The 26556-nt window shown below is 70.0% G+C and carries 21 protein-coding genes and 3 pseudogenes; 11 read left to right on the top strand and 13 right to left on the bottom strand.

The window, feature by feature from the left end; all coding sequences use genetic code 11:
• Positions 1-80: 80 nt before the first annotated feature.
• Complete coding sequence (locus JK361_RS38430) at positions 81-500, bottom strand: CBS domain-containing protein (RefSeq protein ID WP_201827360.1); 420 nt, start codon at positions 498-500, stop codon at positions 81-83.
• A gap of 618 nt (positions 501-1118) precedes the next feature.
• Here JK361_RS38430 and JK361_RS38425 point away from each other — a divergent pair.
• From JK361_RS38425 to JK361_RS38410, 4 genes are all read left to right on the top strand, one after another.
• Entirely contained in the window at positions 1119-1412 is a 294-nt protein-coding gene (locus JK361_RS38425; RefSeq protein WP_236054554.1) for a type II toxin -antitoxin system TacA 1-like antitoxin, read from the top strand.
• Positions 1409-1795 (top strand): fic family toxin-antitoxin system, toxin component, encoded by a 387-nt coding sequence (locus JK361_RS38420; protein WP_201827358.1) that lies wholly within the window; start codon positions 1409-1411, stop codon positions 1793-1795. Before JK361_RS38425 ends, JK361_RS38420 begins: the two co-directional genes overlap by 4 nt.
• A 566-nt stretch (positions 1796-2361) precedes the next feature.
• Positions 2362-4296, top strand: coding sequence for a SpoIIE family protein phosphatase (locus JK361_RS38415; protein ID WP_201827357.1), 1935 nt, complete (start codon positions 2362-2364; stop codon positions 4294-4296).
• Positions 4297-4531: 235 nt separating this feature from the next.
• Positions 4532-5290: a hypothetical protein gene (locus tag JK361_RS38410; protein WP_201827355.1), complete on the top strand. Its 759-nt coding sequence runs from the start codon at positions 4532-4534 to the stop codon at positions 5288-5290.
• Positions 5291-5364: 74 nt separating this feature from the next.
• On the opposite strand, the gene JK361_RS38405 is transcribed toward JK361_RS38410, so the two are convergent.
• The 3 genes from JK361_RS38405 to JK361_RS38395 form a co-directional block, all read right to left on the bottom strand.
• Entirely contained in the window at positions 5365-6099 is a 735-nt protein-coding gene (locus JK361_RS38405; protein ID WP_201827352.1) for a hypothetical protein, read from the bottom strand.
• Positions 6100-6383: 284 nt separating this feature from the next.
• Positions 6384-7124: an SDR family NAD(P)-dependent oxidoreductase gene (locus tag JK361_RS38400; RefSeq protein ID WP_201827350.1), complete on the bottom strand. Its 741-nt coding sequence runs from the start codon at positions 7122-7124 to the stop codon at positions 6384-6386.
• Between the two features lie 621 nt (positions 7125-7745).
• A complete protein-coding gene (locus tag JK361_RS38395; RefSeq protein WP_201827348.1) occupies positions 7746-8771 on the bottom strand; it encodes a GNAT family N-acetyltransferase in 1026 nt (341 codons plus the stop codon).
• Positions 8772-8912: 141 nt separating this feature from the next.
• Here JK361_RS38395 and JK361_RS38390 point away from each other — a divergent pair, with 141 nt between their 5' ends.
• Both JK361_RS38390 and JK361_RS38385 read left to right on the top strand, forming a co-directional pair.
• The gene (locus JK361_RS38390) at positions 8913-11636 is read left to right on the top strand and encodes an AAA family ATPase (protein WP_201827346.1); all 2724 of its coding nucleotides are present in this window, start codon (positions 8913-8915) and stop codon (positions 11634-11636) included.
• Between the two features lie 728 nt (positions 11637-12364).
• A complete protein-coding gene (locus JK361_RS38385) occupies positions 12365-12853 on the top strand; it encodes a hypothetical protein (RefSeq protein ID WP_201827344.1) in 489 nt (162 codons plus the stop codon).
• An 826-nt stretch (positions 12854-13679) separates the two neighbouring features.
• On the opposite strand, the gene JK361_RS38380 is transcribed toward JK361_RS38385, so the two are convergent.
• Positions 13680-14189, bottom strand: a complete 510-nt coding sequence (locus tag JK361_RS38380) for a hypothetical protein (RefSeq protein WP_201827343.1) — start codon at positions 14187-14189, stop codon at positions 13680-13682.
• Between JK361_RS38380 and JK361_RS42785 the strand changes: the two are divergent.
• A pseudogene (locus JK361_RS42785) lies at positions 14083-14494 on the top strand (Tn3 family transposase); the annotation flags it as partial. The gene JK361_RS38380 and the pseudogene JK361_RS42785 overlap by 107 nt on opposite strands.
• A gap of 274 nt (positions 14495-14768) precedes the next feature.
• Here JK361_RS42785 and JK361_RS38370 read toward each other — a convergent pair.
• The 3 genes and pseudogenes from JK361_RS38370 to JK361_RS42530 form a co-directional block, all read right to left on the bottom strand.
• Positions 14769-15977, bottom strand: a complete 1209-nt coding sequence (locus JK361_RS38370) for a DUF418 domain-containing protein (protein WP_201827339.1) — start codon at positions 15975-15977, stop codon at positions 14769-14771.
• The gene (locus JK361_RS42535; RefSeq protein WP_307787440.1) at positions 15974-16582 is read right to left on the bottom strand and encodes an alpha/beta fold hydrolase domain-containing protein; all 609 of its coding nucleotides are present in this window, start codon (positions 16580-16582) and stop codon (positions 15974-15976) included. Before JK361_RS42535 ends, JK361_RS38370 begins: the two co-directional genes overlap by 4 nt.
• Before the next feature lie 35 nt (positions 16583-16617).
• Positions 16618-17034 (bottom strand): annotated as a pseudogene (locus JK361_RS42530) (alpha/beta hydrolase family protein); the annotation flags it as partial.
• 109 nt (positions 17035-17143) lie between these two features.
• On the opposite strand from JK361_RS42530, the gene JK361_RS38360 reads away from it, so the two are divergent.
• From JK361_RS38360 to JK361_RS38350, 3 genes are all read left to right on the top strand, one after another.
• Complete coding sequence (locus tag JK361_RS38360; RefSeq protein WP_201827337.1) at positions 17144-17773, top strand: GNAT family N-acetyltransferase; 630 nt, start codon at positions 17144-17146, stop codon at positions 17771-17773.
• Entirely contained in the window at positions 17770-18675 is a 906-nt protein-coding gene (locus JK361_RS38355; RefSeq protein WP_201827335.1) for a PaaX family transcriptional regulator C-terminal domain-containing protein, read from the top strand. The genes JK361_RS38360 and JK361_RS38355 overlap by 4 nt, the downstream gene beginning before the upstream one ends.
• Positions 18676-19200: 525 nt before the next feature.
• Positions 19201-19596, top strand: coding sequence for a hypothetical protein (locus JK361_RS38350; RefSeq protein ID WP_201827333.1), 396 nt, complete (start codon positions 19201-19203; stop codon positions 19594-19596).
• Positions 19597-20371: 775 nt separating this feature from the next.
• Here the strand turns inward: JK361_RS38350 and JK361_RS38345 are convergent.
• The 4 genes from JK361_RS38345 to JK361_RS38330 form a co-directional block, all read right to left on the bottom strand.
• Positions 20372-21202 carry a carboxylate-amine ligase gene (locus tag JK361_RS38345; RefSeq protein ID WP_201827323.1) on the bottom strand — a complete coding sequence of 277 codons (831 nt, stop codon included), beginning with the start codon at positions 21200-21202 and terminating at the stop codon, positions 20372-20374.
• A gap of 107 nt (positions 21203-21309) precedes the next feature.
• On the bottom strand, positions 21310-21834 hold the full coding sequence (locus JK361_RS38340; RefSeq protein ID WP_201827321.1) for an STAS domain-containing protein: 525 nt from the start codon (positions 21832-21834) through the stop codon (positions 21310-21312).
• A complete protein-coding gene (locus JK361_RS38335; protein WP_201827319.1) occupies positions 21834-23318 on the bottom strand; it encodes a PP2C family protein-serine/threonine phosphatase in 1485 nt (494 codons plus the stop codon). Before JK361_RS38335 ends, JK361_RS38340 begins: the two co-directional genes overlap by 1 nt.
• A 517-nt stretch (positions 23319-23835) precedes the next feature.
• The gene (locus JK361_RS38330) at positions 23836-24918 is read right to left on the bottom strand and encodes a hypothetical protein (RefSeq protein WP_201827317.1); all 1083 of its coding nucleotides are present in this window, start codon (positions 24916-24918) and stop codon (positions 23836-23838) included.
• A gap of 338 nt (positions 24919-25256) precedes the next feature.
• Here JK361_RS38330 and JK361_RS42905 point away from each other — a divergent pair.
• Positions 25257-25944 (top strand): annotated as a pseudogene (locus tag JK361_RS42905) (DUF8841 domain-containing protein); the annotation flags it as partial.
• 43 nt (positions 25945-25987) lie between these two features.
• On the opposite strand, the gene JK361_RS38325 reads toward JK361_RS42905, so the two are convergent.
• Positions 25988-26341 carry a DoxX family protein gene (locus JK361_RS38325; RefSeq protein ID WP_201827315.1) on the bottom strand — a complete coding sequence of 118 codons (354 nt, stop codon included), beginning with the start codon at positions 26339-26341 and terminating at the stop codon, positions 25988-25990.
• Between the last annotated feature and the right edge of the window lie 215 nt (positions 26342-26556).

Here is a 26556-nt window from a genome sequence, read left to right as displayed (position 1 = left end):
ATGCCTCCAGCCTCGCAAGGAGGCGCTCTCTCCCGCCACGTAGCGCACGTCGACGCTGTCCTTTGTTGCCTCTGGTAGGGCTATTGGTTCGGGTTGGCGGCGCTGATGTCGCCCAGGGCCGACTCCTCATCGCGTTCGATCGCCAGGTCGCCGAGCGAGATGATGCCCACCGGGTGGCCCTCCTCAACGACCGGGAGACGGCGTATGGAGTGCTCGCGCATGAGTTCCACGGCGTGATCGAGGTTCTCGTCAGGTGTCACCGTGATCACTTCACTGCTGCAGGCAGAGGCAACAGTGGTCTGCTTCGGATCGTCGCCTTCCGCCAGCGCGCGGACCACCAGGTCGCGGTCGCTGACCAGGCCGCGCAGCTCGTCGCCTTCGATGATCAGGACGGCGCCTATGTCCTCGTCCCGCATCTTCTGTGCCACGGCCGTCACCGATGCCTGCGGCTCCACCGTCACCAGTCGGCTGGTCATGATGTCCCGCACGTGCTGAGTCATGACGCCTCCCTTGCTCCCAGTCCGGCACTGCGTTACACCAGCCGGGTACCCGGCGCCCGCCGCATGCCACCCGTCCCCACCGAGTCCCTCTGACCAGGGCGGCAGCGCTCGCCGACCACCGGGCCGAGAGCACAGCACCCCCATCCCGGCCATAGGCGAAGTGTGCGCCCGAGAAGCGCGACACGGCACCTACGCCGGGGACACGTCTCACCCGCATGTGCATCCCGCTCAGTGGCGCGTAGTCAGGATGGCGATGCGGGCCGGGGCATCGCGTTGAACGCTCGTGCCGCGTGGACGAGGTTTGGGGCCGGCCTGGCCGGCCGAGACCGCCCAGTCGTAACCATGGCGAAGCCTGCCGCCGCGGGTGATCCGCCGAGTCCTCACGCGCGAGCCGCCGCCCAGAAGGCGGCCGAGATCGAGCAGTGGCGTGCCCAGGGCCCGCCCGTGAAGCCGGCGGGCTGGGGCACTGGCACAGGAGCGACGCGAACAGCGCGAGAAACATCCCGTCGCAGTGCGCAGCATGGCCCGTCAATCGTCACCGCGACAAAGCCCAGCGAGTTGGCGCGGGCTGGGCTTGGGGGCTGCCCGAGCCGTGGTACCGGCGGTACCATCGGTACCATGACCAAGGCCATGAACCTGCGCTTTCCTGATCCAGCCCAGCGTGCCGCGATCGAGGCCGCGGCGAAGCAGGAGGGTGTCAGCCTGCAGGAGTACATCCTCTCGGCTGCCTACGCCCGGGCCACCGCGGTGGAGGAGCGTTTCCTTGAGGCGTTCAGGGCGTCGATGTCGTACAGCGGTGACGTTTTTGCCGAGGGGGCCGACCCGGCCGGTTCCGGGGCGCAGCAGCGTGAGGCGGAGCTTCAAGCGCGGCGTGATCTTGAGGAGCAGCATGAGCGGGGTCACGCGGCGTGACGCAGAACGAACCGCTCCACCCGCTGGACGTGGCCTTCCTGCTGCACGCCGCGGAGCTGCTGCCCGGTGATCCCCAGGTGGACGACTACGGGCCGCTCTATGCGGCGGCCTGCCGGGTCAACGCCAGGGCGATGGAACGCGACATCTACGGTTCTGCGTATCTCAAGGCAGCCGCGCTGCTCCAGACACTGGCCAAGCTGCCGTGCCTGGAGCACTCCAACGAGGCCTTTGCCTGGCACTCGACCGAGGCGTACCTGGCCCTGAACGGGCGCCGGCTCGACTACCCGCCGAAGGAGGCCGTCTCTCTCGTGCGCGACGCGGCCTCCGGCACCCTGGGAGTCGGGCTGATCGGCCGCCAACTGCGGACGTGGAGCGTTTCCTGACCCGGCTGCAACCAGGGACCGCCGTCGTGCCGAGGCCGGGCTGCAGCCTGAACCCCGGCCTCTGCGCCCCATGGCGCTCATGCTCAAACAGCGCTTTTAGGTGAACACGGCTCGCGCCGTCGGCAAACAGCGCCGCTCCTTCGAAAGGCACGAGACACGATCCCTCCTGGTACAGCTCTCAGATCCAGCTACAGCAATCGGACGGCAGCCGATAAGGCTCATACGTGCGCTGAAGGCAACCGCCACGGTGCACTCCCCCATAGTCGCGCCAGCGGTGATCACAGATTGTTGACAGACAAACCGAAGAGTCCCCCTGTGATGAGACATCACGGTTGCCTCCCGTGTGACTTCCCCGCGACCTGTACGAGGGGGCTGGGCTGGCAGGAAAGTGAGCACTTGGGGGTACGGTCCGTGCTGTTCAGCCGGTCCGGTAACCAGGAGGCCCGTCGCCCCTGAGCAACCGCCGCCCCGGGTGCTGTGCTGGTCCACCGGTCACCGGCGCCTCGGCGAGCACCATGCGCTTTCTGAGCGGCTTCTGAGAGCCTGGTCTCGAGGAGTGGTATCCCATGACCGGTTCGCGCGGCGAGCTGAATCCCGGCTTCGCGAGCGCCGTCCTGCGCGACTTGGGCACCGGTGTCTTCACGACGGACACGGCCGGGCTGATCACGTACGTCAATCCGTGGGCGGAGCGTCTGCTGCGCCGGCCGGCAACGCAGATCGTGGGGCACGACGCGCATGATCTGCTCCACCGCAGCCCCGACGGCACTCTCGTTCCGCGTGAGCGGTGCCTGATGCTGTCTCCGCTGACGGGCAGCCGGGACACGGTCGAAGGAAGTGAGGAGTACTTCCTGCGCAGTGACGGGGTGCTGGTGCCGATCATCTGGTCGGCGACACCACTGCTGCTGGAGGGCAGGCCCGACGGCTTGGTGATCGTCTTCAACGACTTCAGCCTGCACCGGGACGCCGAAGAACGAGCAATCGCCCACACTGCCGCTCTGGAGGCGCTCACCGGCCGGCTGAACCTCCTCGCTGCGGTCTCCTCGGTCCTGATGTCGGGCATGGACGCCACCGCCGCAGCCCGAAAACTGCTTCCCCTGCTGGTGCCGGAACTCGGCCACTGGGCCTCCGTCGACCTCATCGACGCGCACTCCGGCATCCTGCAACGTGTCGCGGTGCGCAGTCCCGCCCATCCGAATCGCGCCAGACAACTGACGGGGCCTCTCCCACTGCCTGCAATGCAACAAGGACTGGAGATCATCCGCGGCGATCAGCCGGTCCTGGTCCAGCCCACCGACCCAGGCGATGCCGGAGTGCCGCTCGCGGCCAGCCACCGGATCTTGTTCGATCGGCTCGGCGGCCGCTGGGCCACCGCGATACCAATCCGCTCCCGTCGGCGGTACTACGGCGTCCTTACGGTGGCGCAAGCCACAAAATCCCCCTCCGAGGCCGAGATCCGGCTACTCGCGGACATCGGGCGCCGCCTCGCACTGGTGCTGGACAACAGCCAGCTCTACGAAGAGCAGCGCAACGTCGCGGAGACGATGCAACGCCAGCTACTGGCACCCTTGCCGCAAGTCGACCACCTGCGCATGGCCGCGCGCTACCTGCCGGCGCAGCATGCCATGGAGATCGGGGGTGACTGGTACGACGCCTTCCTGGTCGCCGACGGCGTCATGGCCCTGGTCATCGGAGACGTGGTGGGGCACGACCTGCAAGCCGCGGTCCACATGGCCGAAGTACGCAACATGCTGCGCGCTCTGGCCTGGACCCACGTGAAGCCACCCAGCTTGATCATGCGCCAGCTGGACGAGGCGGTCACCCACACCAGCGACGCACCCATGGCGACGCTGATCTTCGCCTGCATCGAAGGCCCTGAAGGAGGACCGTGGCAGCTGCACTGGGTCAACGCCGGTCACCCCCCGCCACTGCTGATCACGTCCGACGGAGCAACGCGATTCCTCACCGATGGGCACGGGCCGCTGATCGGAATGAGCTCCACCCTGCACCTTGGCCTGACCTGGCCGGACGCGCTCGAAGAACTCCCCCCGGAGGCCACCGTCCTCTTCTACACCGACGGGCTCGTCGAGAGCCGGGAACGCCCCATCGACGCCGGCATGGCCAGACTCCGCCACCACGCCTCCCTCCTCGCCCGCCAACCACACGCCCGAACCATCGACGACTTCTGCGACCAACTCCTGCAACGCCTTGCCCCCCACGGAGACGACACCGCCCTGCTCGCCCTGCGCCTACCACCGGCCGGAGCCGGCACCTCCGACGACCACAGCCCGCCACCGCCACCGCAAAGCGCCAACAGCCCCGCCGCCCCGGAACGAGCCGCCCCCGGCTCACTGGAGGAGCAATCCCTCGTACAAGACCCCACACGAGACGCTCACGAGGCCCTACACCAACCAGACGGACCCGACCGCATAAAGCCCCACCGCATAAAGCCCCACCTTTGCTGCAGAGCTCGCCGCGCTATGGTGCCCGTCGACTTGCCGTAGAGGGCAACCGACGCCGGCAGCGCTGCCGCTCCCACGACGGCGGCGGTCAGACGACGGACGGAAGAAGAAACGGACACGAAGGTCCCCCTTCAGGTGCGCACACCCGGCCGAGCCCACGGAAGTTCTCCCTGCCCGACCTGGTGTGTTGTGCTGGTGTGCAACCGGCTGGCCGTGTCGGGGATCTCCCGAAAAAGGTTCTGGCCGCGATTCCGTGAAATCCCAGGTCAGAGCATGAATGCAGCAACGTTCGCTCGGGGCAGTTCTCGATCACGGGGCCTCGATCGAAGACGTGCTGTTTCCTAGGAGCGATGTGCGATTGGAGGGCGTGAGTGTCACCGCTGCACTGTTGTTAGTCGATGCTGTGGCCTCGGACGACCGCCGTGATACCCGGGCTGCCTATGGCGGGGACGCAGGGTGTACTCGACCTATCACCGTGTCCTGTCCGAACGCCCCTTGGGGACAGAAGTTGGTCCTCAACAGCGCCCGAGACCGCCGCCCCGAGCAGTTGGACGTCTTCAAGCCCTTCCTGCGGCAGCAGTACGCCGCCGGTATCACCAACGGCCGCACGCTGTTCCAGCAGATCCGCGAGCGTGGATTCCGCGGCGGCTACTCGACGCTCACGCCCTACCGGCGAACCCTCAAGGCCGGCACGACCCCGGCCGCACCAGCGGAAATCCCGAGTCCGCGCCGGGTCACCTCCTGGATCATGAGGCCCTGCGGGCGCCTCAGCACCCAGGAGGTCGAGCACCTTGATCAGGCCCGGCCTGGCGTGCCCAGACATCGCGCGGGCCTGCGACCTCGCCCGGGCTTCTACGACCTCGTCCGCAACCGACGAGGCCAGCTGCTGCCTGCCTGGATCCGCCAGGCCGAACAGTCCGACGTTCTCCTGTCGCAAACTTCGCCGCGTTCTTTCGCTAGGACTTCGACGCTGTCACCGCCGGCGTCACCCGCGAATGGACCTCTGGAGGGTCTAAAGGCCATGTCAATCGCGTGAGAACGATCAAGCGAGCCGTGTACGGGCGGGCCGGTACGGATCCGAATCCTCGCTCATACACACCTTCGGGCCAGTCACGGGATCCAGCCCGCCACCACACGCTCGGCCACCGAGAAGTCGGTCCCGCAGTCCGGGCAGGCGGCCCGTCCGAACAGATAGCGGACGCTATGAGCCAGGCCCTCTTGGCCGTCCGCAGAGAGCCGCGTGAACAGCCTCTGCGGCAGCCCTGCCAGCTCCTGCACCCGTGCCGGATAGAGGGGCGACTTCTGCACTTCTTGAAGCGCGTAGTCGTCAGTGCAGCAGAAGGATCCGTCTTGCCCGATCACCACGAACATGTTGACGCCACAGCCGGGGCAGTCGACCTCGTACTCCCCGGCTTGCAGGCCGTCCAGGGAGCGGTCCCAGATCTCGACGCCCTCGAAGGAGAGCAGGACCTGCAGCAGGTTCACGTACTCCTCGGCCTCGGCCGTCTGGCTCAGGCGGCGATCGGTGAGCTCGTGCAGAATCGCAATCGGATCCGCGAAGGTTGTCAGGGGGCTGCCAGGCTCAGCCCGCCCCGGCGAACAGGCAGCGATTGCTCCCGCCGCAAACAGCACCGAGCCCAGGGTCTCCGGGCTGCCCGAATTCGCGATCTCGGCCAATCGCGGAAGTGCTGCGAAGCTGGCGGTGAAGGCGGTGTCCGACTGCGGGCACAGGTGGTCCATCAGCTCGGACCACACACCGCTCGGGTCGGCCTCGAACCGGTCCAAGAGACCGGGCACGTGTTCCGCGGAGCCGCACGCGTCGGTGAGTGCCGACCAATCCGTCATGCGGTCATACAACCAGGTGGCTCTGGATGAGCCACGCCGGGTCAAGCGACTCCAAGATCAGTCACGGAATCGCGGCCAGAACTGTGAACTCGACCTCGTCTCGGGCGACCAGATCCGGGCATAGCTGTACGACGCCCTCGCCCCTTCGACCAGTGCAGGTCGGGGTTCCCAGCACAAGCGGATCAGGTTGGCTGCAGCGCGCGTCGGCGGAGGAGGACGGGATGGAAGCGCCGCGCATAGAAGGTCGCCGACGGCAGATGCGCAGGGGCGGGGACGGGGCGGCGTCAGGTGGTGTAGCCGCCGTCGACGGCGAGGGAGGTGCCGGTGACATAGCGGCCGCCGGGTCCTGCCAGGTAGGCCACCGCGGCGGCGAGGTCCTTGGCTTGGCCGTAACGGCCCACAGCGGTGAGGGAGCGCTGGAAGGCGGAGGTCTCACCGTCGGCCGGGTTCATGTCAGTGTCGATCGGGCCCGGGTCCACGATGGTGGCGGTGATTCCGCGCGGCCCCAGCTCCCGGGCCAGGCCCTTGGTCAGCCCGATGAGCGCGGATTTGGCCATCGCCTGCAGGACGAAGTTCGGGCCGGGAACCCGCCCGTTGAAGCACGACCCGATGCTGATGATCCTGCCGCCCTCGCCCATGTGCCGGGCAGCGGCCTGGACGGTGAGGAACACCGACCGGATGTCCACGGCGATCACCCGGTCCAGTTCCGTGGTGGACACCTCGGCCAGCGGGCCGTAGGTGAGGAAGCCCGCGTTGTTCACGAGAATGTCGATGCGGCCCAGTTCGCGTACGGTCTGCTCCACTGCGTCCGGCGCGGCGGTCGGACGGGTCAGGTCGGCCTGTATGACCGCGGCGCTGCCACCGTCCGCCTCGATGTGCTTGGCGAGTTCGTGGGCCTGGTCCGCTGCCTCAACGTAGGTGAGTGCAACCCTCGCTCCTGCGGCTGCCAGCCGTTCCACTATCGCTGCGCCGATCCCGCGGCTGCCGCCGGTCACCAGCGCCACCTTGCCGGTCAGGTCGTCCATGTGTGGTCTCCTCCGTGGGGGGTGTCGTGTGCCCGGAACATGGAATCTGACACGATGTCAGATTCACGTCGCCGGGTGTTGGGTATTGCGCATCGGCCGACCGCCTCGAGCAGTGGCCAGACTGTGCGGGTGCTCCGATGCGGTAACGCCGTGGCTCCGGGCCTGAAGCGTGCACCGGGCGAGCGCCCGCATGGCCGTGTACCGTCAGGTGCGGCACGTACCCGCACCCCGACTGGTAGCCCTGCCGCTGGCCGCGCCGACCTGGGGCGCAGCCTGGGCGGCGTGCGTCGCCGTACCGCCTGGCGCGGGCGGGTTGCGGTGTGCCGTCTTGGTGCTTCGTAGCCGATCTGTCGGAAGCGAGCGCGAACCGCTGGCCCTCGCTCTCGTGAAGCGCCTCCTCCACCCCCGAGCCGGTGCCGCGACCGCGCCGCGGCGTTCCCGGGCCCTTGGCGCGATTCTGCAGTGTCAGGCGACTCGCCCAGCTTGCGGTGTGCGTGGCGCCGGTGACCGTCTCCTGGGCGGTGACGTTCGTTGGGGCCGGTTCGGCCAGGGGCTTGCGTCCGTGTCGGGTCCTTGCCAGACACGTTGAGGAAGTCAGCCCTTCGGGCGGAAGCGGCCGGTTTACGCGCCGGGCGGCAGCGCGGGAGCGGCGGAGGCGGTCAGGTCGAGCTGGTACTCGCAGGTGCGCCGGTAGGCGTGGAAGCCCAACTCGCGGTTGACCGCCAGCATGTGGACGTTGTCTTCGGCGTTGTCGGTCTCGATCTCGGTGACGTGAGGATGGTCGGTGAGCAACCGGACGGCCATGGCGGCCTTGAGCCACAGCCCCAGGCCGTGCCCGCGGTGGGCGGGTACGACCGCGGTGTCGTACTGCTGGGCCCGGTGAGCGGTGCCCTGGAGGACGACTTCGGTGTATCCGGCCATGGTGCCGTCGTCGTGGAGGGCGGCGAGGGTCAGGAGGGTGCCCCCGCGGGTGGCGACCACCTCGGCCATCGTGCGGACGCGGTCGGCGTCCCACGCGATGTGCCCGTAGTCCAGTTCGCCCGTGGGCATGTCGTTCATCGCGTTCTTGGCGGCGGCGAAAGACTCGGCGAGGTGGTCCGGTACCGTGCCCGTCCAGCCGGTCAGCCGGTATCCGGGGTGGTCGGCCCCTGCGAGGGCAGCGGTCCTGTCCGCGGCCGGGCCGTCCAGGTGCAGAAGCAGGTGGTTCAGGGTCAGGGAGGGGCTGAAGTTCCATCGCTCGCAGAAGGCGGCGCCGGGGCCGGCCGCGCCGGTCTGGGCGATCAGGCTGCGCCGGTTCTCCGCGCGGCAGGCTGCCACGGCCGTCGAGAAGAGGCGGGAGCCGATGCCTTGTCGGCGGTGCCGGGGGTCGACGTGGAGGTCCAGTTCGGCGAGGTGTTCCTGCCCGGGCTGGGTGAACAGGCGCAGGGTCGCGACGGCGACCGTGGCGCCGTCCTCGGACCTGGCCACCCAGATGAGGCGCTCGCTGCCCAGGGCGGGCTTGGTGAGCTGGGCGTGGACCTGGCCGGGGGCGGGGGGCGGCACCTCGGGGAGGTCCAGGGCCATCGAGGCGGAGATGACCTGGTGCCAGGCGGCGGTGTCGGTGACTGAGATCCGGTGGAGCGGGGTGATGTGCGTGTGTGCGGACACGTCGGGTCCTGTCTGTCGCGATCGAGTGGATCGAGGAAGTCGAACGCAGCAGACGCTATGGGGCGTTGACGTGAGGCCGCATCGGTCGGTGTGACGTAATGCGAGCTGACCAAGATCGTTGATGTTGGGTAGGTTGGGCCCATGCTGTACGGACGGGGGGCCGAGCAGGACCGTGTTGACCAGCTGCTCTCTCGCGCCCGCAAGGGTGAGAGCGGGGCGCTGGTCATTCACGGCGAGGCCGGCATAGGCAAGACGGCGCTGCTCGCCCACGCCGCGCAACGCACGGCCGAGGGTCATGGGCGGGTGCTGCGGACGGTCGGCATCGAGTCGGAGATGGAACTGCCTTTCGGCGGCCTGCATCAGCTACTGCGGTCCGTGGCCGATCGGCTCGACCCGCTGCATGTGGCGCAGGCCTCCGCCCTGAGGGCGGCCCTGGGTCTGACCGGTGGACCGGCCGGCGACCGGTTCACCATGGGTGCGGCGGTACTCGCGGCCCTCGCCGAGGTAGCCTCGGACGGGCCTCTTCTGTGTCTGGTTGACGACGCCCAGTGGCTGGACGGGGCGTCGCTCGACGCCCTGACCTTCGCCGCCCGCCGCCTGCACGGCGAGGGTGTGGTGATGCTGTTCGGGCTGCGCGACGGTGTCCGGGCCGACGCCGTCACGGGCCTGCCGCGGCTCCACCTACAGGGGCTCGACCCCTTGGCCGTCCACACGCTCCTGGCCGACCGGGTCCCCGACCTCTCACCGTTCGCGCGGGGCCGGATCATCGAGCAGTCTTGCGGCAATCCGCTGGCGCTTCTGGAACTGCCCGCGGCCCTCACCGCTGAACAGCGCGCGGGCCGGGTCAACCCCATCACCCTTCCGGCCGGCCTCGTCACGCCTGCCAGCCGGATCCAGGAATCCTTCCAGGAGCAGGTACGGCGATTGCCCGACCCGACCCGGACGATGCTGCTCGTGGCGGCAGCCGACGACTCCGGCGATCTCGACCTCCTGCTGAGGGCCTCGACCCGACTCGGCACCACCCTGGAGGACCTGGAGCCCGCCGAAGCCGCCACGCTCGTCCAGCTCACCGAGCACACCCTCACCTTCCGCCACCCTCTCGTCAGGTCAGCCACCTACCAGGACGCCGCCCTGGCACGCCGCGTCGCGGCCCACCGCGCGCTCGCCGAGGCACTGGCCGAGCATCCGGCCGGAACTCTCGGTACGCCCGCAACCGGGAACACGCACGCCGACCGGCGGGCCGACCGCCGGGCCTGGCATCTGGCCGCCGCCACGACCGGGACCGACGAAGCCGTCGCCGAAGCCATGGAGGAGGCCGCGATCAGGGCCGGAGGCCGACGGGGAGCCGCCGCGGCCTCGGCTGCCTACGAGCGGGCCGCTCAGCTCACGGCGGACCCAGCCCGTCGCACCCGGCTGCTGGCCGCTGCGGCCTTCACCTCGGCAGAGGCGGCTCAGTTCCCCCGGACCGCTGCGCTGACCGACCGGATCGACGCGCTCGCCCTGGATCCGGCGACGTTCACCGACCTTGCCCGGGTACGCGCCATCGTTGAACTGGATCAGGGCTCACCCCGCCGGGCCGCTCACATCCTCATGGAGTGCGCGGACCGGATCCGCTCCTCCCCCGACCGCGACAGCGACCTCGCAGCGGTACTCGCCGAGGCCCTCCAGGCGGCGCAGTCCTCGGGCGCGGCAGACCTGATCGCCGAGGCGGAGACCCGGATGGCCGCCCTGCCCGCCGATTCGGCGCCAGGAGCCGGATTCCCCGAGCGGATCACAGCTGGCGGCCGCGCCCAGTTGCGCGCCGATCATGTCGCCGCCCACCGGGAGGCCGCGGCCTGCGTCCGCGACTGCCGGGCGCAGCACGTCATCGGCTGGCTGCCGACTTCCCTGCACCTCCTCGCCCAGGCGCAGTCCGCCATCGGCCGGTATCAGGAGGCGGGCGCGGCAGCCGAGGAGGGACTCGCCGTCGCCGAGGAATTCGGCCGCAACCACCGGGGCACGTATCTGCGCGCGACCCTGGCAACGCTCGCCGCCCTACGCGGCGACGGGGAGCGCTGCACCACGCTGGCCACCGCCGCCTTGGCATACGCCGACCCCCACGGCATCAACCTTGCCGCCGCGCACGCCCACCGGGCCCTGGGCCTGCTCGCCCTCGGCCTCGGCAGGGCAGAGGACGCACTCGCCCAGCTAGAAGCCGCCGATGCTCGCGTGGACCACCCCACGCTGTCGGCCCCTCTCCTGCCCGACCTCGTCGAAGCCGCGGTACGCGCCGGTTGCCGGGATCGAACGGCCGAACCAATGTCACGGCTGGAGGCCTGGGCGTCGGCCGCGGGACAACCGGCGGCCACGGCCCTCCTCCACCGCTGCCGAGCGCTGACCGAAGCGAGCAACGGCTCTGCCCGGACCCAGGCAGTGGCAGAGCACTTCGCGGCCGCCTTGCACGCCCACACAGACGGCCCGGTCCAGCCGTTCGAACACGGACGAACCGAGCTGCTGTTCGGCGAGTGGCTGCGCCGCGAACGCCGCCGCACGGACGCCCGCCACCGCCTGCACGCCGCACTGGAGACCTTCGAGACACTGGGCGCCCTCCCCTGGGCATCCCGCGCCCGCACCGAACTCCAGGCCATCGGAGAACCCCTGAGCCCGGATACGGCCACGCGCTCTCCGCTCGCCAGGCTCAGTCCACAGGAACGGGAGGTCGTACGCCTCGCCGCCGGCGGCGCCACCAACCGCGAGATCGCCACCCAGCTTTTCTTGAGCCCCCGCACCGTCGGCCACCACCTCTACCGGGCCTTCCCCAAGCTCGGCATCACCTCCCGCACCGACCTCCCCTCCCTCCTCGACAGGTCTACGGGGAGCGTCTGAAAGGCCCACAGCTTCTCGACGGTCTTGCGGTCCTCGCCGCAGCAGCACGATCGGTCCATCACGGAATCCGCGGATGCAGCTCCTGGCATGGAGGGAGCGGTACGGACTGCGGTGGGTGCACAGCGCGAAAGGGCTGCGCCTGCCGGCCGAGGCCGCGGATCCGGCTGCGGCCACGGAGACGACCCGCACACCCTCCAGGTGACCACGGGCAAGGCCACAGGCGGTACCCATGACCAGCCGTTCACCGTGACCATCTCCTAAGGCTCATCCCGCTCAGGCCCACGACCGGCATGCGCAAAGGAGCGTAGGTGCGGGCGTCTTCGCTCTCCTGTCCGAAGGCCTGGCACCAGGCGTTGGAGGCCATCGGCTCGATCAGGGCCGGGCCGCCCGCTCACGCCGTAATCTCACCCGCCACTTTGGCCGGTGAGCACACTCCGCCGAATGTGGTCAGGTGGTACGCACGAGCCCGCCAGCCGTACGGAGCCGGCCAGGCAGCGGCGAGCGGCACGCCGAGAGGGGGCCTCGGCGTACGAGTGGTTCGGCGAGCGGCGGTTCGCATGGCGGTGCATGTGTAGAGCTGAACCAGGCTGGTGTCAGCGACCGCTCCTGCATGCATGCGAGTGAAAGCTGTGCGCGCCGCGGCATGTGTGACGAGGCACGGGCATACATTGCTTTGTTTTCCCTACAAACGGCATAGGCCCGTTTTGATAAGGAAGGGAGCACAAAGGGTGAAAGAGAAGCACAGGGTTGCCGCCTCGCTGGCCGCCGCAGTCGTCATGACGTGCGCCGGAGTCGGAACAGCACACGCTGTCAAGCAGCCCGTGGCAGCAAACGGCATGACCACCCGCGTAGGTGTCACATCCGTTGGCGGGTGCGAGAACGGCCACGACTGTCCGAAGCCCACGCCGGTGCCGACGGGATGCTTCGACATCGACTCGGCGGTCCAGGATCCGGACAAGTACATCTCGGTGGTGTGCGACGGGCGGGTGTACGTCCTGACGGTCAGAGAGGCGCCGCCCTCGGCTCCTCAGCCTGTGGGCGACTGGCAGTTCGTGGGCGGCCCGACAAACGTTGTCGACGCCACTCTGGCGACGCGCGCCAACCAGGTCTACGTCAGCGTGCTGACCGCGACCGGCACCGTATTTCAGGGCGTGTGCACGGCGACAGAGCCGCTCACAGTACCGTGCACCTTCACACAGATGCCCACGCCTCCGTGAGGAGACAACAGGTGGACCCCGACCGGACGCCGAGCTGACCCCACGTTCCGTGTGACATACGAACCTGGTGCGGCGGCTTGAGAGCCGAGTCGGCGGCCAGTTGTGAATAGCCGGCGCGACTGAGCGCGGTCAGGTGATCATCCTCACGGCCTGCCGTCACGGAGTGTCAGAGCCCCGGCTGGTGATCACCAGCCGGGGCTCCAAAGCTGGATGGACCAGAAGGGATTCACCTGCCGCTTGCCGGCTCAGGATCGATCAGGTGATCACCCCTCAGGACGTGTGGGCCTGAGGCCGACAGTCGCGTGACCATGGCCATGCGGACAGAAGGCGCCGCCGGTTTGCGACGGCTCGCACAGCTGTGATCCCGCCGGGGTCCGCGGACGTGCCGGTCGGTGCGGCACGGGGCTTGACAGTGAGGTTTGATGCCATGCCATCGTGAAAGAGACAACGACGGCGGGTGACATGATGGCGACAGAGGGGCACGACGGGCCCGGTGCCGAGCACGCACGCGACAACGCGATCCCACAGTCCGGTGCTCCGAAACCTCGCCGCAAGCACGACATCTGGGCTGCAGACAACGTACCTGTGATCATTGTGGCTCTCATCGTCCTGGTGCTGGCGGTCGCGGGCGCGGTGTCCAACGACAGCGTCACTTGCCCTGGCGGAGCCACTAGCTGCGGCACTCCCTGAACCACACCCCAGGCCGCCTTTCGGGCATCGGCCGGGCGAGCAAGGTGACGATGACCGTGTCCGAGGCGGCCGCGGTCGGACATCACCGGGCTCACGCGCGCACCCACCACAGGGCGCCGGCCGCATCGGGCTGTTCTCACCTGGTGGCCGATACCACCCCGCTGAGGAACCGGCCCGCTGAATCGCCGGCATGCAGGAGGAGCCGCAGCCGGGGCCCGCAAGACGACCGGGAGTGCAGCGTCGTTGGACGGTGCGCCCCTCGAGCCGGGCCGTCATGGCGGATTCCCTCGAGCCCGGTCTCCTTCACCTTGTTGCCCCGGTCGCCGAAGTCGGTGTACGCGATGCCCTTGTAGTAGCGGCAGTAGTAGCCGATTCCCGGGGTCATGAGGCAGCTCCGGGCGGCGCTGACGCCAGCTGATGAGGCGGCTGGCGCCGTGGCCGGTGCGGCGCCAGCCGCCGGTGTGACAGCGACCAGGGTCCCGCCGAGGAACGCGGCGGAGACGAGCCCGGTGGTGATGCGCTGACGCATGGTCATCGTCGTGGTGTGCGTGCTGGAGCAGCTGTACCGCGCCTTGAGCTGCCGGAATGTGTTCGCTTCGCCGTCGAACCGCTGGTCCGACCCGCGGGCGAGGCTGTTGAACGGCAAGCAGTGGGAGGCCGTCGCCGACGACGCCCTTAACGGCCTGAGCCTTCACGAGCCGGTCGAGGAACACCTGGCCGGACGGGTGCGGGCGCTGGATGCGGCCTGGCAGCTGATGGCCGGAGCGGCTAGAGAAGGCGAGGCAGGACGCGAAGCTGAGCTTCGAGGTGCAGCCAGGCGGCCGGCTGAAGCTGAACGTGGACCGGCTCGGCGCGGTCGGCGAGCCTAAGTCCTTGCGGTGGCTGCGCAAGACCACCGCGGCGATGCTCCCGAAGATCGACCTGCCGGATCTGCTGTTCGAGGTCGACTCATGAACTCCGTTCCGGGACGCGTTCGTGCATCTGGAGGACGGCCGAGCTGGCGGAACCTTTGTATGGAGCAGGAACTGGGGAGGCTGCGTCTAGTGGCCTGGTGCCGATGCCGAGCACGTCGTGGACGAGGTCGGTGCGGGTCAGGCTGCGGTAGCCCAGACCGGCGATGTCCTGTCTTCGAACCGGCCGACGCCGAAGACCACCCGGTGATGGGGCCGGGCCCGCACGGCTGCCCGGTGGGGCGGGCGGGGGCTGCGGCGCCGGGCGTTGCGTTCTACCGTCCCGGGTTCTTCCACCGGGGCGGGGACAGGTTGGTCCACGTTCGCAGGCCCCATTCGACGGGGCCGTAGGGGTGGCGGGCGAGCCACCAGCGGCTGGCCGCTGCCTGACAGGTGAACAGCATCAGCGCGATCATGGTGACGCCGGTGGGTGGGATGCGGCCGATGAGTGCTGCTCCGTAGCCGGTGAACAGGAGGGCGCACACCAGGGACTGGCTGAGGTAGTTCGTCAGTGCCATCCGGCCGGCCGGAGCCAGCACTGTTTCGAGGGTGTCGGCGCGGCGGCTGTGGAGGAGGCGCAGCAGGGTGGCCGCGTACGCGGCAGCCAGGAGGGGGGCGGTGATCACGTCGATGCCGAGGGTGAGGACCTGGTAGGCGGTACCGGGGTGGGCGAGGCTGACGTGAGCGTAGACGACGCCGCCCGCGAGCCCGAGGATGAAGCCTGCGGTCTGCAGGCGCCGAAGCAGGCGCCGGTGTGCCGGGATGCGGGTGAGCGCCTGCTGCTGTCCTGCGGCGAGGCCGAGGAGTAAGGCGGCCAGCGCCGCGGGTGCCTGGAAGAAGACCAGCAGGAACGCGACGTCCGGCAGTTGCTCCAGGTGTGCGGTGATGACGGAGGCGGCATTCCCGCGCAGGGCGTCGGTGGCAGCGGCTGCTTGGGCTGCCGCCGCGGCCTTGTCCACACTGCCGTTGGCCTGCCACAGCGCTGCGGCGAGAAGCGCGTACGCGGCCGAGGTGAGGGCCAGTAGCACCGCAGCCGTACGTATCGCGGTGCGGGGCCGGATGCGGTGCAACGCCAGCAGGATGAGGCCGAGGACGGCGTAGGTGGTGAGGATGTCGCCGGGGAAGAGCGCCACGGCGTGCACTGCTCCGAGGGCGAACAGCCCGGTCAGGCGGCGCAGGAACCGGGGTGTGAACCGGGTGCCGGCCTTGGCGGCGGAGGCGAGCTGGAGGGTGAAGCTGTAGCCGAAGATGAAGGAGAACAGCAGGAAGAATTTGGCTTCGAAGAACACCGCCACCAGCGTGCGGACGGCGTTGTCGGTGGGGCTGTCGAAGCCTGGGTCCTCCACGCCGGTGCCGTGGTAGGCGGAGGCGAGGTAGGTGATGTTCACGATCAGGATGCCGAGCAGGGCGAATCCGCGCAGCGCGTCCACGCTCTTCACCCGCCCGGCCTTCGGCAGGCTCTCCGGTGCCGTCGTCTGGGTCACCGTTCCTCCCGGCTGGAGTCGACCCGCTGGACGAACCGGGCCTGGTCGGCGAGGAACCCGTCGGTGTAGAGCCGGCGGGGGGCGGCGATCGCGGTGACCGTCAGGCGCCAGGCGGAGCTTTCCAGGTCGTGGTCGACCAGGGAGTGGGTGGCCCGCGGGTAGTGGGTGACGGTCAGGGACGTGGGTGGAAGGATCCTGCGGTAGACGGCTTCGGTGTCGGCGACGTCCACGTTGATGTCGTGGCCGGCCAGCACCAGCAGCAGCGGCGTGCCTCGCATGGCGGCCAGGTCGGCGGTCGCGTCGGCACGGTAGTTGCGTGTGATGAAGCCCCACCGTGCCGCGGTCATACCGTCCGCGTCACCGATCGCGGCCCGGTACTGCGTGAACGCGGCGCCCCGCTCCAGCAGGCCCAGTACGGTCTCCCGCCTGCGTAGCGCCGCCTGCTTCTCCTGCTCGCTCGCACCGTCCCGGTCGAGTTCGGCGAGGAGGTTGTAGCGGCCCTGCCGCAGCCAGTTGACCGCCGGGGAGATGGCGATGACGAACTGCAACCGGCCGTCGCGGGCGGCGGCTTTGGCAGGACCCAGCCGGCCTGGCTCGCCCCCCACAGCCCGATGCGGCGGCCGTCGATGTCCGGACGGGTGCGGGCCCAGGCCACCGCGGCCAGCGTCTCCTCGGCCCGGTCGTCCATGCTCTGCTTCAGCCAGTCGCCTTCCGAACCACCGACACCGGGCTTGCTGAACGACAACGAGGCGTACCCGGCGCGGGCGAACGATTCCCACAGCGGCCGATAGAACGTCTCATGGGTGGCGTTGATCGGGCCGTCACCGTGCACGAAGACGACCAGGCCGAACGGCCCCCGACCGTGTTCCGGCAGCGCCAGCACGCCATCGAGCAGCGCCCCGTCGTGACGCAGCGACACCCTCTCCTCACGCAGCGCGTAGGTGTTCTGCCACACCACCACCCCGCCGAGCCCGACGGCCACCAGCAGCAGCCCCACCACGCTCCCCGCCAGCCATCGCCACCTGCGCCGCACCGGCTCACCCCCTGTCCGTGACATCACCACAACCCCCAAGAACGATCGATTTGAAAACGGTCGTAGTGATAATGAACGTATTAGGATTGATAGCGCAAGGCGGATCCGCGAACGGACAAGGGAGGGTGTGGCGATGACCGTGGACGGCGGGCTGGTGGTCCGGCGGGGGGTGCCCGGCGGCAGCGAAGGCCGGGTAGCGGCGCTGTACTGGGAGGCGTTCGGCCGCAAGCTGGCGCCGGCACTGGATCCCCCCGACAAGGGGCGCGCGTTCATCGCCTCCCACCTGCAGCACGACCGGGGCGTCGTCGCGCTGCACGGCGGACAGGTGGTCGCCGTGGCCGGCTACCGCCTTGACGGGCGGGCGCTGACAGGCGGCGGCGTCAAGGACGTCCTGTCCGCCTACGGCCCCGTACGCGGCCTGCCCAGGCTCGCACTGCTGGCCCTGTTCGAACGCACCCCCGCGCCCGGTGAACTCGTCATGGACGGAATCGCCGTCGACGCGGCGCACCGCGGCCGCGGCATCGGCAGCCTGCTCCTGTGCCAGATCGCGGCCATCGCCGCCGAGTCCGGTTGCCATCGCGTCCGCCTCGAGGTCATCGACGTCAACCCCCGTGCCCGGGCACTCTACGAGCGGCACGGCTTCACATCCGTGCACACCGAGCAGACCCCCTACCTGCGGCGCCTGCTGGGCTTCGGCGCCGTCACGACCATGCACCGCCCGGTCACCGCAGCGGACCACACAGCCGTACGGGAGGGCCGATGACACCCCGCACCACCGGCCCCGCGCAACCCAGCGACGACAGGCTGGACATCCCCACCCGACTGCTCGTCCACGCCCTGGTCCGCGAGGACGCAACCGTCGACGCCGGCGAGCTCTACGCCGTCGCGGCACTGCTCGGCATGAGCGAGACGCAGGTCAGGCTCTGCGTCAAACGCCTGGTCGCCGAGGGCCGCTTCACCCAGGACGGCCGCGGCCGCAAGGCCACGCTGCGCGCCGTGTCCGACGTCACCGGCTCCGTGGCACCCGACGCCGCCTACGTCCGCCACGCCTACCGGCAGGACGCCGGGCTCGCCCCCTGGGACGGCACCTGGCACCTGTTCGCCTTCGCCGTCCCCGAAGCCCGCCGCACCGCCCGCGACACCCTGCGCGAGCACCTCCTCCGCCTCGGCGCCGCCCCCGTCCAGAGCGGCCTGTACGTCACCGCCAACCCGGTCGGCGAACTCGTCGACGCACACGCCCGCCACCTCGGCGTCGCCGACGCGCTCACCCGCATGTCCACCACCGACCTGCGCATCGGCGACACCACCCACCCGCGCACCCTGGCAGCAACCCTGTGGCCGCTCGACGAGATCGCCGAACGGCACGAACACCTGGCCGCCTTCGCCGGCTCCTGCCTCGCCCAGCTCACCCAGAACGATCCTCCCTCCGGGGCCGAGCGGCTCTGTATGGCCGTCGAACTCGCCGCCCACTTCACCACGGCGATGGAGCCCGACCCACTGCTGCCACCACAACTCCTCCCCCAACCCTGGCCCGGGACCCGCGCCCGCCGGCTGGCAGCCGACTGCTGGCACCACCTGCGCCAGACCCCACACACCGGCGACATCACCCCCCTCCGCCTGTTCGCCCTCTACGCCGACGCACTGCACCCGGCCGACGACGCATGACGCAGGACAACCCAGACGGCGTGGTCAGCGGCCGAGACCAGGCAACCCGTCCCCCAGGACGCTTGCGCCCAGCAAGAGCAGCACGATCATCGCGTTGACATCCTCCCCTCCTACAGGAGGGGGATTCCCGAGGTGAACGCCGACGGCACCCCGCACCATTCAACGGCCGGGGGCGCGGATGCGGGGCGGTGGCTTCAGCGGCAGCACCTGGAGTGGGAGGGCCTAGCGGCCGGGCAGCGTGAGCGGCTTGCATCCTCGGCGTCAAGCCTCTGCCCCCGCAGCAGAAGACGCCCCTGGAGGCTGGATAGCCCGACCCGGCCGACGGGCGGCATACAGCCAGGCTCGGACCGGCAGACGGCAGGCAGCAACAACCGAGGCCAGCCGCAGGCCGAGCACGACGGACGACAACCGGACCGGGGGCCAGGCCGTGCACCGCTGAACGCCGTGTGCCCCGGTCGCGCTACGCTCCCCGTTCCGCGTCCTGCGAAGGACGCCACAACGAAGTTGGACTGCAAGCGAGGGTTGATGAGCCGCCGTATATCTCAAAGTGCATTGGTCGTCGGCTCGATCGGCATTCTGATCAACATCACGGACGCGATCGCGACGGGGCGCCTGGAGCCGCACGATGTCTTCCCCGCGCTCGTCGCGCTCGGTGCGGGTGGTGAACTGCTCAAAGAGCGGCGGCCCAGGGCTGCAAAGACCTTGCATGCCGTGGCGTCGGTTCTGGTGGCAGTTGCCGGATCCGTCGCGGGCGCCCGGGCGTGGGCCTCACTCTCCAGGGGCACGACCTATGACTGGCTCGACCTCGGACTCGGGGTTCTGGTCGTGCTTTACCTTGCCGTCGGTGTCGCTCAGCTGCTCGCGCACCTGTCCCGCAGAGCGTCGAGGTCTCGCATAAAGGCCCATACGCCCAGCGAGTAGCGGAGGTCAGAGTCCGCCGTACACGGGCTTGTGACAGCCGACGGAGCACCCGCCGCCAGTGCAGCGTTGCCTGAGTGGCCGCAGCCCCCTGCGTCGCGCCGTCGTATCTTTCAGTGCCCAGTCGGCAGCTGAACCGGGCCAGGGCGGCTGATGAGCGGAACGGTGGAGCGAGCGTGATCCCACGGCCGTGGCTGACCGCCCCCGCCCGGCCGCCGCCACCAGCTCCAGAAGGTCCTCCAGGGCAACGACGGTGTGTGGCGCGACCACGGACGAGCGGCGGCCCGCAGGTCGGGCAAGCCGGCCGGCTGAAGTCGGCGCAGCGCGGCCAGCAGCGGGTCGAAGCCAGCCAGTAGCGGACGCGCCGACGGTTGTGAGTAGCTGCGCGGACGCCGGTTTGAGTACCCCGGCCGGTGTGCCGGGCCGCGACTTCTTGTGCCGGGTCGGTACCTTCCCCTTCCCTTCGTCACCCGACCGGTGGGCTCAGCATGGCTCCCCGCCGAACCCGGCCGGAGGATTTGTGTGGTCCAGGCGGCAGCGGGCGGCCCGTCGCTCCGTGGGACGGGCGACGCCCGTCATTCAGGGGAGGTAGTCCCATGGTCCGCGACGAGTCCGGTTCGTCCCGCCGTACGTTTCTTCGGAGCACAGCGGCCGCCGGTTTGCTCACCACTGTGCCTGGCTTGACGGTCTCGGCTTGTGCCGGATCGCGGGGGACCGAGGCGGCTGCGGCGTCACCGAGCCCCACGGGGACCGGCCCGTGGACGCTATCACCGCTGCGCTACTGGGGGCAGGTGGCGGAGATGAGGTAGTCGACGACGTCGTGGGTGCTGGAGCGTTGCCGGTAGGCGGCGCGCTGGCGGTCGGCGCCGGTTCCTTCGGGGCGCAGGCGCTGCCATTGCTCGCGTGTGTGGTCGAGGTCGTCGTGCTGGCGCAGTGCTGGGGCGATGGTGTGCAGCAGTTTTTCGACGAGCGTGGTCTGGGTGATGAGGTGGCCGGTGAGGGGGTCGATGCCGGTGCCGGCCAGTCCGTTGCGTGCCGCGCGCCAGCAGGCTGCGCGCAGGACTTCCGGTGCCGGGCGTGGGGCCGGTTCTCCGGCTCGGATGCACTGGAGGGCGGTGGCGGTCAAGGCGCGTACGACGGCGGCGAGCATGAGGGTGTCGTCGGGGGTGAGGGCTGCGTCGGCGACGCGGACTTCGATGGTGGGCAGGTGGTGGGAGGGGCGGATGTCCCAGTACAGGCCGCCGCGGTCGATGAGTGCCTCCGCGTCGATGAGGGTTTCGACGAGGTCGTCGAAGTGGGCGGGTGATTCGAAGTACGGGGGCGGGCCGGCGACGGGCCAGCGTCCCCAGGTGGTGGTGCGCCAGCTCGCGTATCCGGTGTCCTGCCCTTCCCTGAACGGGGAGTTCGCGCTGAAGGCGATCAGGGGCGGCAGCCAGGGCCGCAGGTGGTTGCTGACGTGTACGGCGTTGGCATGTAGGCGTACGCGAACGACCAGGGGGCTGGAGGAGCCGCAGCCGGCCTGTCTCCGGGCCACCACATGCCTGGCTGATCGCGCACCTGCCGTCGCGCCGAGTATCTGGCCCGCTGCCGCGTCGGGTGCCGAAGTCATCCACTCCCATCGTGTGGAGTTCACTCCCGGATGGTGGACTCCACTGAGCCTCCGCCAACTTGAAGTCGCAGGTCAAAGGGCTGGTGTGACCGATGCTCGGGGTCCGCTCAGCCCTGAACGACGTTTCCTGCCTGGGATGCTTCCTGCCGCTGCGCGTTGTCGAAGGCCGCCGGCTCGCTCTCGGTCAGCTCGCGGTGCCCGCCCCCCGTGGAGGAGCTGGTGACGGAGCCGTGTACGTCTGCGCCGTGTACGTCTGCGCCCGTGGGCTGGTCGGCGGACATGGCAGCGACCGCTTCGGCGGATGTGGCATGGACCGGCAGGAGTGCGTCGACGCCGGTCATGCTGAGCATGCGCATCAGACGGTCGGGGACGGCGGCGAGGCTGAGCAAGCCGCCCGCCGCCTGGGCCGCGTGCCAGAGGCGGATGAGCGCGCTCAGGCCGGCGGAGTCGCAGAAGCCTACCTGTGTCAGGTCCAGGACCAGGCGCGGGTGCCCTCGCTGGATGATCTCCAGGGCTTCGGAGTGCAGGGTGAGCGCGGTGTGCATGTCCACCTCGCCGACGACCGTGGCGACGGCAAGGCCGGGGCGAGGGTGCTGGACGGTCAGGTGGAACGTGTCGGTCACGTCGGTCATCACTCCTGGCCGATGTGTTCGGGTGCGGCGGCGGTGTGGGCGGTGGCGGCGACACCGCTGTCGGGTGCGGCCTGGGGGCCGGGCACGGACAGGGCCAGCAGGGCCACGTCGTCGCCGGCTCCGTCGGGCAGCGAGGCCAGCAGCGTGACGGTGTCCTCGACCAGGGAGGCTGCGGTGACGGACCCGGTGCGCTGATGGAGGAAGCCGGTCAGGCCGTCCTCGCCGAGCATGGCGCCCTGGGTGGTGCGGGCTTCGGTCAGCCCGTCGGTGTAGAGGAACAGGCTCTCCCCGGGGGTCAGGGAGAAGGTGGTCTGGACGAAGGGTGCCTGGGGGAAGGCGCCGACAAGCATGCCCCCCTTGGGGCGTACTGCCTTGACCCATACGGCGCCGCTGTCGTCGGGGCGCACGTGGTAGGCGGGCGGGTGGCCGCCGGTGGCGATGGTGACGGTGAAGCCGCTGCCTTCCCGGGGCTCGAGGAGGCCGAAGAGGGCGGTGCAGAAGCGGCTGCCGGCGGTGACGTCGGTGAGCAGCATGGTGTTGAGCGCGCGCAGCACCGTGACCGGGTCCGGGTTGATCTGGGCTGCGGCGCGCAGGGTGTGGCGGGCCAGGGCGGTGACGGTCGCCGCCTCCGGGCCCTTGCCGCACACGTCGCCGAGGAAGAACGCCCACCGGCCGCCGTCGAGGGGGAAGACGTCGTAGAAGTCGCCGCCCACGTCGTGGGCGGAGGCGGTGCGGTAGTGGCAGGCCAGCTCCAAGCCGGGCACCACGGGAAGGGCCGGGGGCAGCAGGGTGCGCTGGAGGGTGGAGGCGAACGCGGCGATGGCGGCCTTGTCCTGCTCCGCCTGCTCCCGCGCCGCCCGTTCCGCCTCGGCACGTGCCCGTTCCGCTTCGGCGTGACGGCTTTCCGCCTCCCGACGCTCCTGTTCGTGGCGCAGGGCGCGCAGCGCCGACAGCCGCAGCTCCATCTCGTCCAGCACGATCGCGGCGAGATCGGCCAGGGTGGCGGTGTCGTCCTCGGTGATGGAGCGCGGTCTGGTGTCGAGGACGTTGACGGTGCCCAGCCGGTGCCCGTCGGGGGTGATGATCGGTGCGGCGGCGTAGAAGCGCACCCCCATCTCGCCGGCGACCAGCGGATTGTCCGCCGCGACGGAATCCTGGAGAGTGTCGGGGATGACCATCGTGTCATCGCGCAGGATCGCCGAGCCGCACAGGCCCGGATCGCGGCCGATCTCCTTGACGCCTTCCAGGCCGTGGGCTGCCTTGAACCAGATGCGGTCGGTGTCCACGATCGTGACCGTCGCCACCGGCACGTCGAAGAGACGGGCGGCCATCGCCGCCACCCGGTCGAACGCGCCGTCGGGCGGCGTGTCGAGGATGTCGTAGCGGCGTACCGCCGCTATACGGGCCGTCTCCGCATCCGGGTCGGGGACCAGCTCGGGGCGGCGCCCGGGAGCCGGGTCGGTGGCCGATGCCTGCTGCATCATCGGCTTTCCTCTCCGTCGATGGGCTGCCGCCGTGAACGGCACGAACCGACGCAGCCTAAATCGACCCCACGCCTGAACGCCAACGCCGCCGCCAACCGCTCCCCCCACGGTGCCCCGCCCCCGGGGGGGGCGGTCACTTCGGTATCCGTCGCGCCGTACGGCCTGATGACTCCGGCCGCACAACAGGCTTGCCTGGTCAGGACCGCCAGCGCCACCGGCCGCGGCCGGGCCTGGCCGGCTCCGGCCCTGCGGCGGCTTCCTGCCGGGCCATGCCGTCGGCGCGGCACACCCCCGGCCATCGGCTTTCGGCACCGTGCATGGTGAGCTTCTCCCACCGCCGAGCGGTGAACCCCTGTCCGTATCACCTGCACACCGGCCGCCGGGCTTCCCACTCAGCCGCCTGGCGCCGTTCTTCCTCCGTTTCGGCGCGGACGGCCTGGTGGCAGTAAAGAACGTCACCGTCGGGTTACTGAGCCTGGCCGTCAGCGTCTGCTCGCCCGGGGCGCCCCGGGCGCCGTCACACCGCCGCGCCCGTGTCGTGTTCCTGGAGCTGGTCAAAGAGGTGAAGACGACCGGCACGGCCTGGCTGGAGTCCGTCGCCGAGCGTTTTGCTGAGGTTGATGACGAGTACGACATCGTCGAGTACGGGAACAGGGCGTTGGCCCAGCTCGATGCCGAGGCCACGGCCGAAGCTCAGCGTCTGGCGCATGACCGGCCCGACCAGAAGTGACATTCGCAGCGATTGACCCCTGAACAAGCGGTCGTCAGCAGAAGTGGGTAGCTTAAGTGTCCGGTTCTGTTCGCCGTAGTCCGGCAGCCTTCTACGATCCGGTGCATGCTGGATCCCGAGCTGCTGGAACGGATCACCGCGCGGCGTGCGGAACTGGACGAACTCGAAGAGCAGCTGGTCAAACAGCTGGCGGGAGTGCGGGCCGAGCGGGACGAACTCGCCGTCGCCGAACGCGTCCTTGAGCGGATGACCAGGCAGCTCGCCGACGAACGCGCCCAGGCTGCGCCGATGCCCGGGCAGGTGGGCGGCCGGCCGGTGATGCTGATCACCGGTCCCGGGGGCGTCGGCGGTCGTCGCGGCGCGGGTGCCCAGTGCCAGCAGGAGGGGCAGGCGTACGGCCGGTTCCGTCTCGGCGTGCCATCGTTCCAGCAGTACGTCGTCGTCCGCGAGGAGAAGGGCGGCCCGCCGGACGCTCGGCTCGCGGTCCGCGAGGAGCGCCGTGATCTTGTCGCCCTGACGCCGCCACTCCTCCCGCCACGCTCCGTGCGTGCCCTGTTCACCGGCCTCGCGCGCCGCACCGTTCAGGGCGCCGAGCAGTTCGACGAGAGCGACTCGTGCGCCGTTGGCGGGATCGGAGGCGAGCGCCGTGAGAAACGGCAGGGCCGCGGCCGCGGCCGACGGCAGCCCGCCTCCGGGGGCGAACAGGCAGGAGTACAGCGGGTGACAGTCCTCCTCCGTCGCCGCCGGGCCTCGCCTGACCAGGCGGCGCAGCGCACGCGGGACCTCCTTGACCGGATGGTGCTCCGGCATGCCCGTCCGGAACCGGCTCCAGTCCACCGCGTCCACCGCCTCGACCGAAGTCCCCGCCACTGCCACCCCGTAAGTCCGCCGTACGTCGACCGACTGACATCCTGGCATCGACGACGGGGTGATCACTTCGAGATCTGCAGGACCCCGCGATCTGCGTCGCTTTGTCGCGCATCCAGCCGTACACGCCCACGGCCAGAGTTCAAAAACCTACTGAGGGGCTGCGACCGTCTGGGGGCGATCGGTATGACTGCTGGTGTCTGCGCGCTCGTGGCGCGGTTCCCAGACCACAGGAGGACACCGGCACACCGCAGGCGTTCACCAGCACAGCGCCCACGCCCGAGACGCCGCCTGCGCCCACCATCCCAGTGTCCTAGGTTGCGACCCGGACCACGTCCGGCAGGGCGCCGCCCGCTGCCTCCGCCTCCGTTCCCGCGCCGCCCGCTGCCTCCGCCGCCGTTCCCGCACCGCCCGCTGCCTCCGCCGCCGTTCCCGCACCGGTCGCCGTCGCACGCCCGGCGAGGACCGTGCGGCCGTCACCGACCTCGCGCCACCCGGACCGGAAGGAGGCCGTAGAGGCGCACACGCCCGTACCCGGCGCCGGGTCCGCGCACGGCCCGCTGCTCATCCTCGACGCCGACGCCGACCGGCAGGTGACCGGCTACGGCACCGGCGGGCTGATTCTGGACGTGCCCGCCAAGTCCCTGCCCGCCCTCATCGAGTGGACGCTGGCCGAGGCGCAGCTCGGGGCCAAGAAGCTGCACGGTTCGGGCAAGGACGCCGACCCGCTGCTGGTGCTCACCGAGGCCGCGTGCGTGCGCTACGGTCTGCCCGCCGTGCTGTCGGAGCAGGAGCGGCTCGCCGGGCGGCTGGCGGAGGGGCGCAAGGTCGTCAAGCAGCTTGAGCGGGCCGACTGGCAGCTCACCAAGCGGGGCTGGGGCCGTGGGCGCGGATCTACCGCCCCGCCCAGGGGGGCCGTCGGCAGTGCGTGCAGCTGTGCATCCCCCCTCCTGGCGTGCCCTGGACGACCGGGCGTGGGATCATGCCGCGCAGCTTCAGCCGGCGGAGCTGGCCCGGGTGCTGGGCGTCAACGTCTTCCTCGCACCAGCGACGCAGGATCAAACGGGGAGTCTCACGTGCCGTGGTACACCAAGCTCACGGCCAGGGCAGCCACCGGCAGACTGAAAAATACGGCCCAGGGGCCCAACTGGTGGTCACGGACGCGCAGGTGGGCACACAACGCACCCAGGAAGTACAGCACGAGGCAAGCGGCGGCGAGCGTGCCCAGCACCGGCACAGCGAACCCGGCCAGCAGTCCCAGCGCCCCCGCCGCCAACAGTGCGCCCAGCGGGCGCATCCAGGACCGAGGCACGCGCAATTTGTCCGCCTGGCTCTTGGGGTACTCGTGGCCGATGAAGTTGGCCATGGCGGCCAAGCCGTTGACGGCCGAGGTGAGGATGATGACCACGAGGTAGGTGGCGAACACGAAGTCTCCTTCTTCGGGCCTTGGCGTCGCGAAGCCGATCCGACCAGGCTTCCCAACACTTTCTCAGGCGTTCTGCAGGGCGAATACGAAGGTGGCCGTGCTGAGCACGAGCATGCCGGTGGCGTTGAGGAAGAGGTTGCGTCCCAGGTCGCGGGCGCGAATGTGCATGCCATGCTCACGGCGGTGAGGAATTGACTTCCGCTCCCCGGGCTAAA

This window comes from Streptomyces musisoli, assembly GCF_016741855.1.
In the GTDB taxonomy this organism is placed as follows: Bacteria; Actinomycetota; Actinomycetes; order Streptomycetales; family Streptomycetaceae; genus Streptomyces; species Streptomyces musisoli.
The sequence above is the reverse complement of the archived record's forward strand: the minus strand, read 5'-3'. Positions and strand labels throughout refer to the sequence as shown.

What these genes read in the sequence shown, in the direction of transcription:
- JK361_RS38410 (WP_201827355.1), top strand. Translation starts at nt 4,532, where the DNA reads ATGCAGCAACGTTCGCTCGGGGCAGTTCTCGATCACGGGGCCTCGATC.
- JK361_RS38400 (WP_201827350.1), bottom strand. Translation starts at nt 7,124, where the DNA reads ATGGACGACCTGACCGGCAAGGTGGCGCTGGTGACCGGCGGCAGCCGC.
- JK361_RS38350 (WP_201827333.1), top strand. Translation starts at nt 19,201, where the DNA reads ATGAGCCGCCGTATATCTCAAAGTGCATTGGTCGTCGGCTCGATCGGC.
- JK361_RS38355 (WP_201827335.1), top strand. Translation starts at nt 17,770, where the DNA reads ATGACACCCCGCACCACCGGCCCCGCGCAACCCAGCGACGACAGGCTG.
- JK361_RS38335 (WP_201827319.1), bottom strand. Translation starts at nt 23,318, where the DNA reads ATGATGCAGCAGGCATCGGCCACCGACCCGGCTCCCGGGCGCCGCCCC.
- JK361_RS38430 (WP_201827360.1), bottom strand. Translation starts at nt 500, where the DNA reads ATGACTCAGCACGTGCGGGACATCATGACCAGCCGACTGGTGACGGTG.
- JK361_RS38390 (WP_201827346.1), top strand. Translation starts at nt 8,913, where the DNA reads ATGCTGTACGGACGGGGGGCCGAGCAGGACCGTGTTGACCAGCTGCTC.
- JK361_RS38415 (WP_201827357.1), top strand. Translation starts at nt 2,362, where the DNA reads ATGACCGGTTCGCGCGGCGAGCTGAATCCCGGCTTCGCGAGCGCCGTC.
- JK361_RS38405 (WP_201827352.1), bottom strand. Translation starts at nt 6,099, where the DNA reads ATGACGGATTGGTCGGCACTCACCGACGCGTGCGGCTCCGCGGAACAC.
- JK361_RS38340 (WP_201827321.1), bottom strand. Translation starts at nt 21,834, where the DNA reads ATGACCGACGTGACCGACACGTTCCACCTGACCGTCCAGCACCCTCGC.
- JK361_RS38425 (WP_236054554.1), top strand. Translation starts at nt 1,119, where the DNA reads ATGACCAAGGCCATGAACCTGCGCTTTCCTGATCCAGCCCAGCGTGCC.
- JK361_RS38360 (WP_201827337.1), top strand. Translation starts at nt 17,144, where the DNA reads ATGACCGTGGACGGCGGGCTGGTGGTCCGGCGGGGGGTGCCCGGCGGC.
- JK361_RS38345 (WP_201827323.1), bottom strand. Translation starts at nt 21,202, where the DNA reads ATGACTTCGGCACCCGACGCGGCAGCGGGCCAGATACTCGGCGCGACG.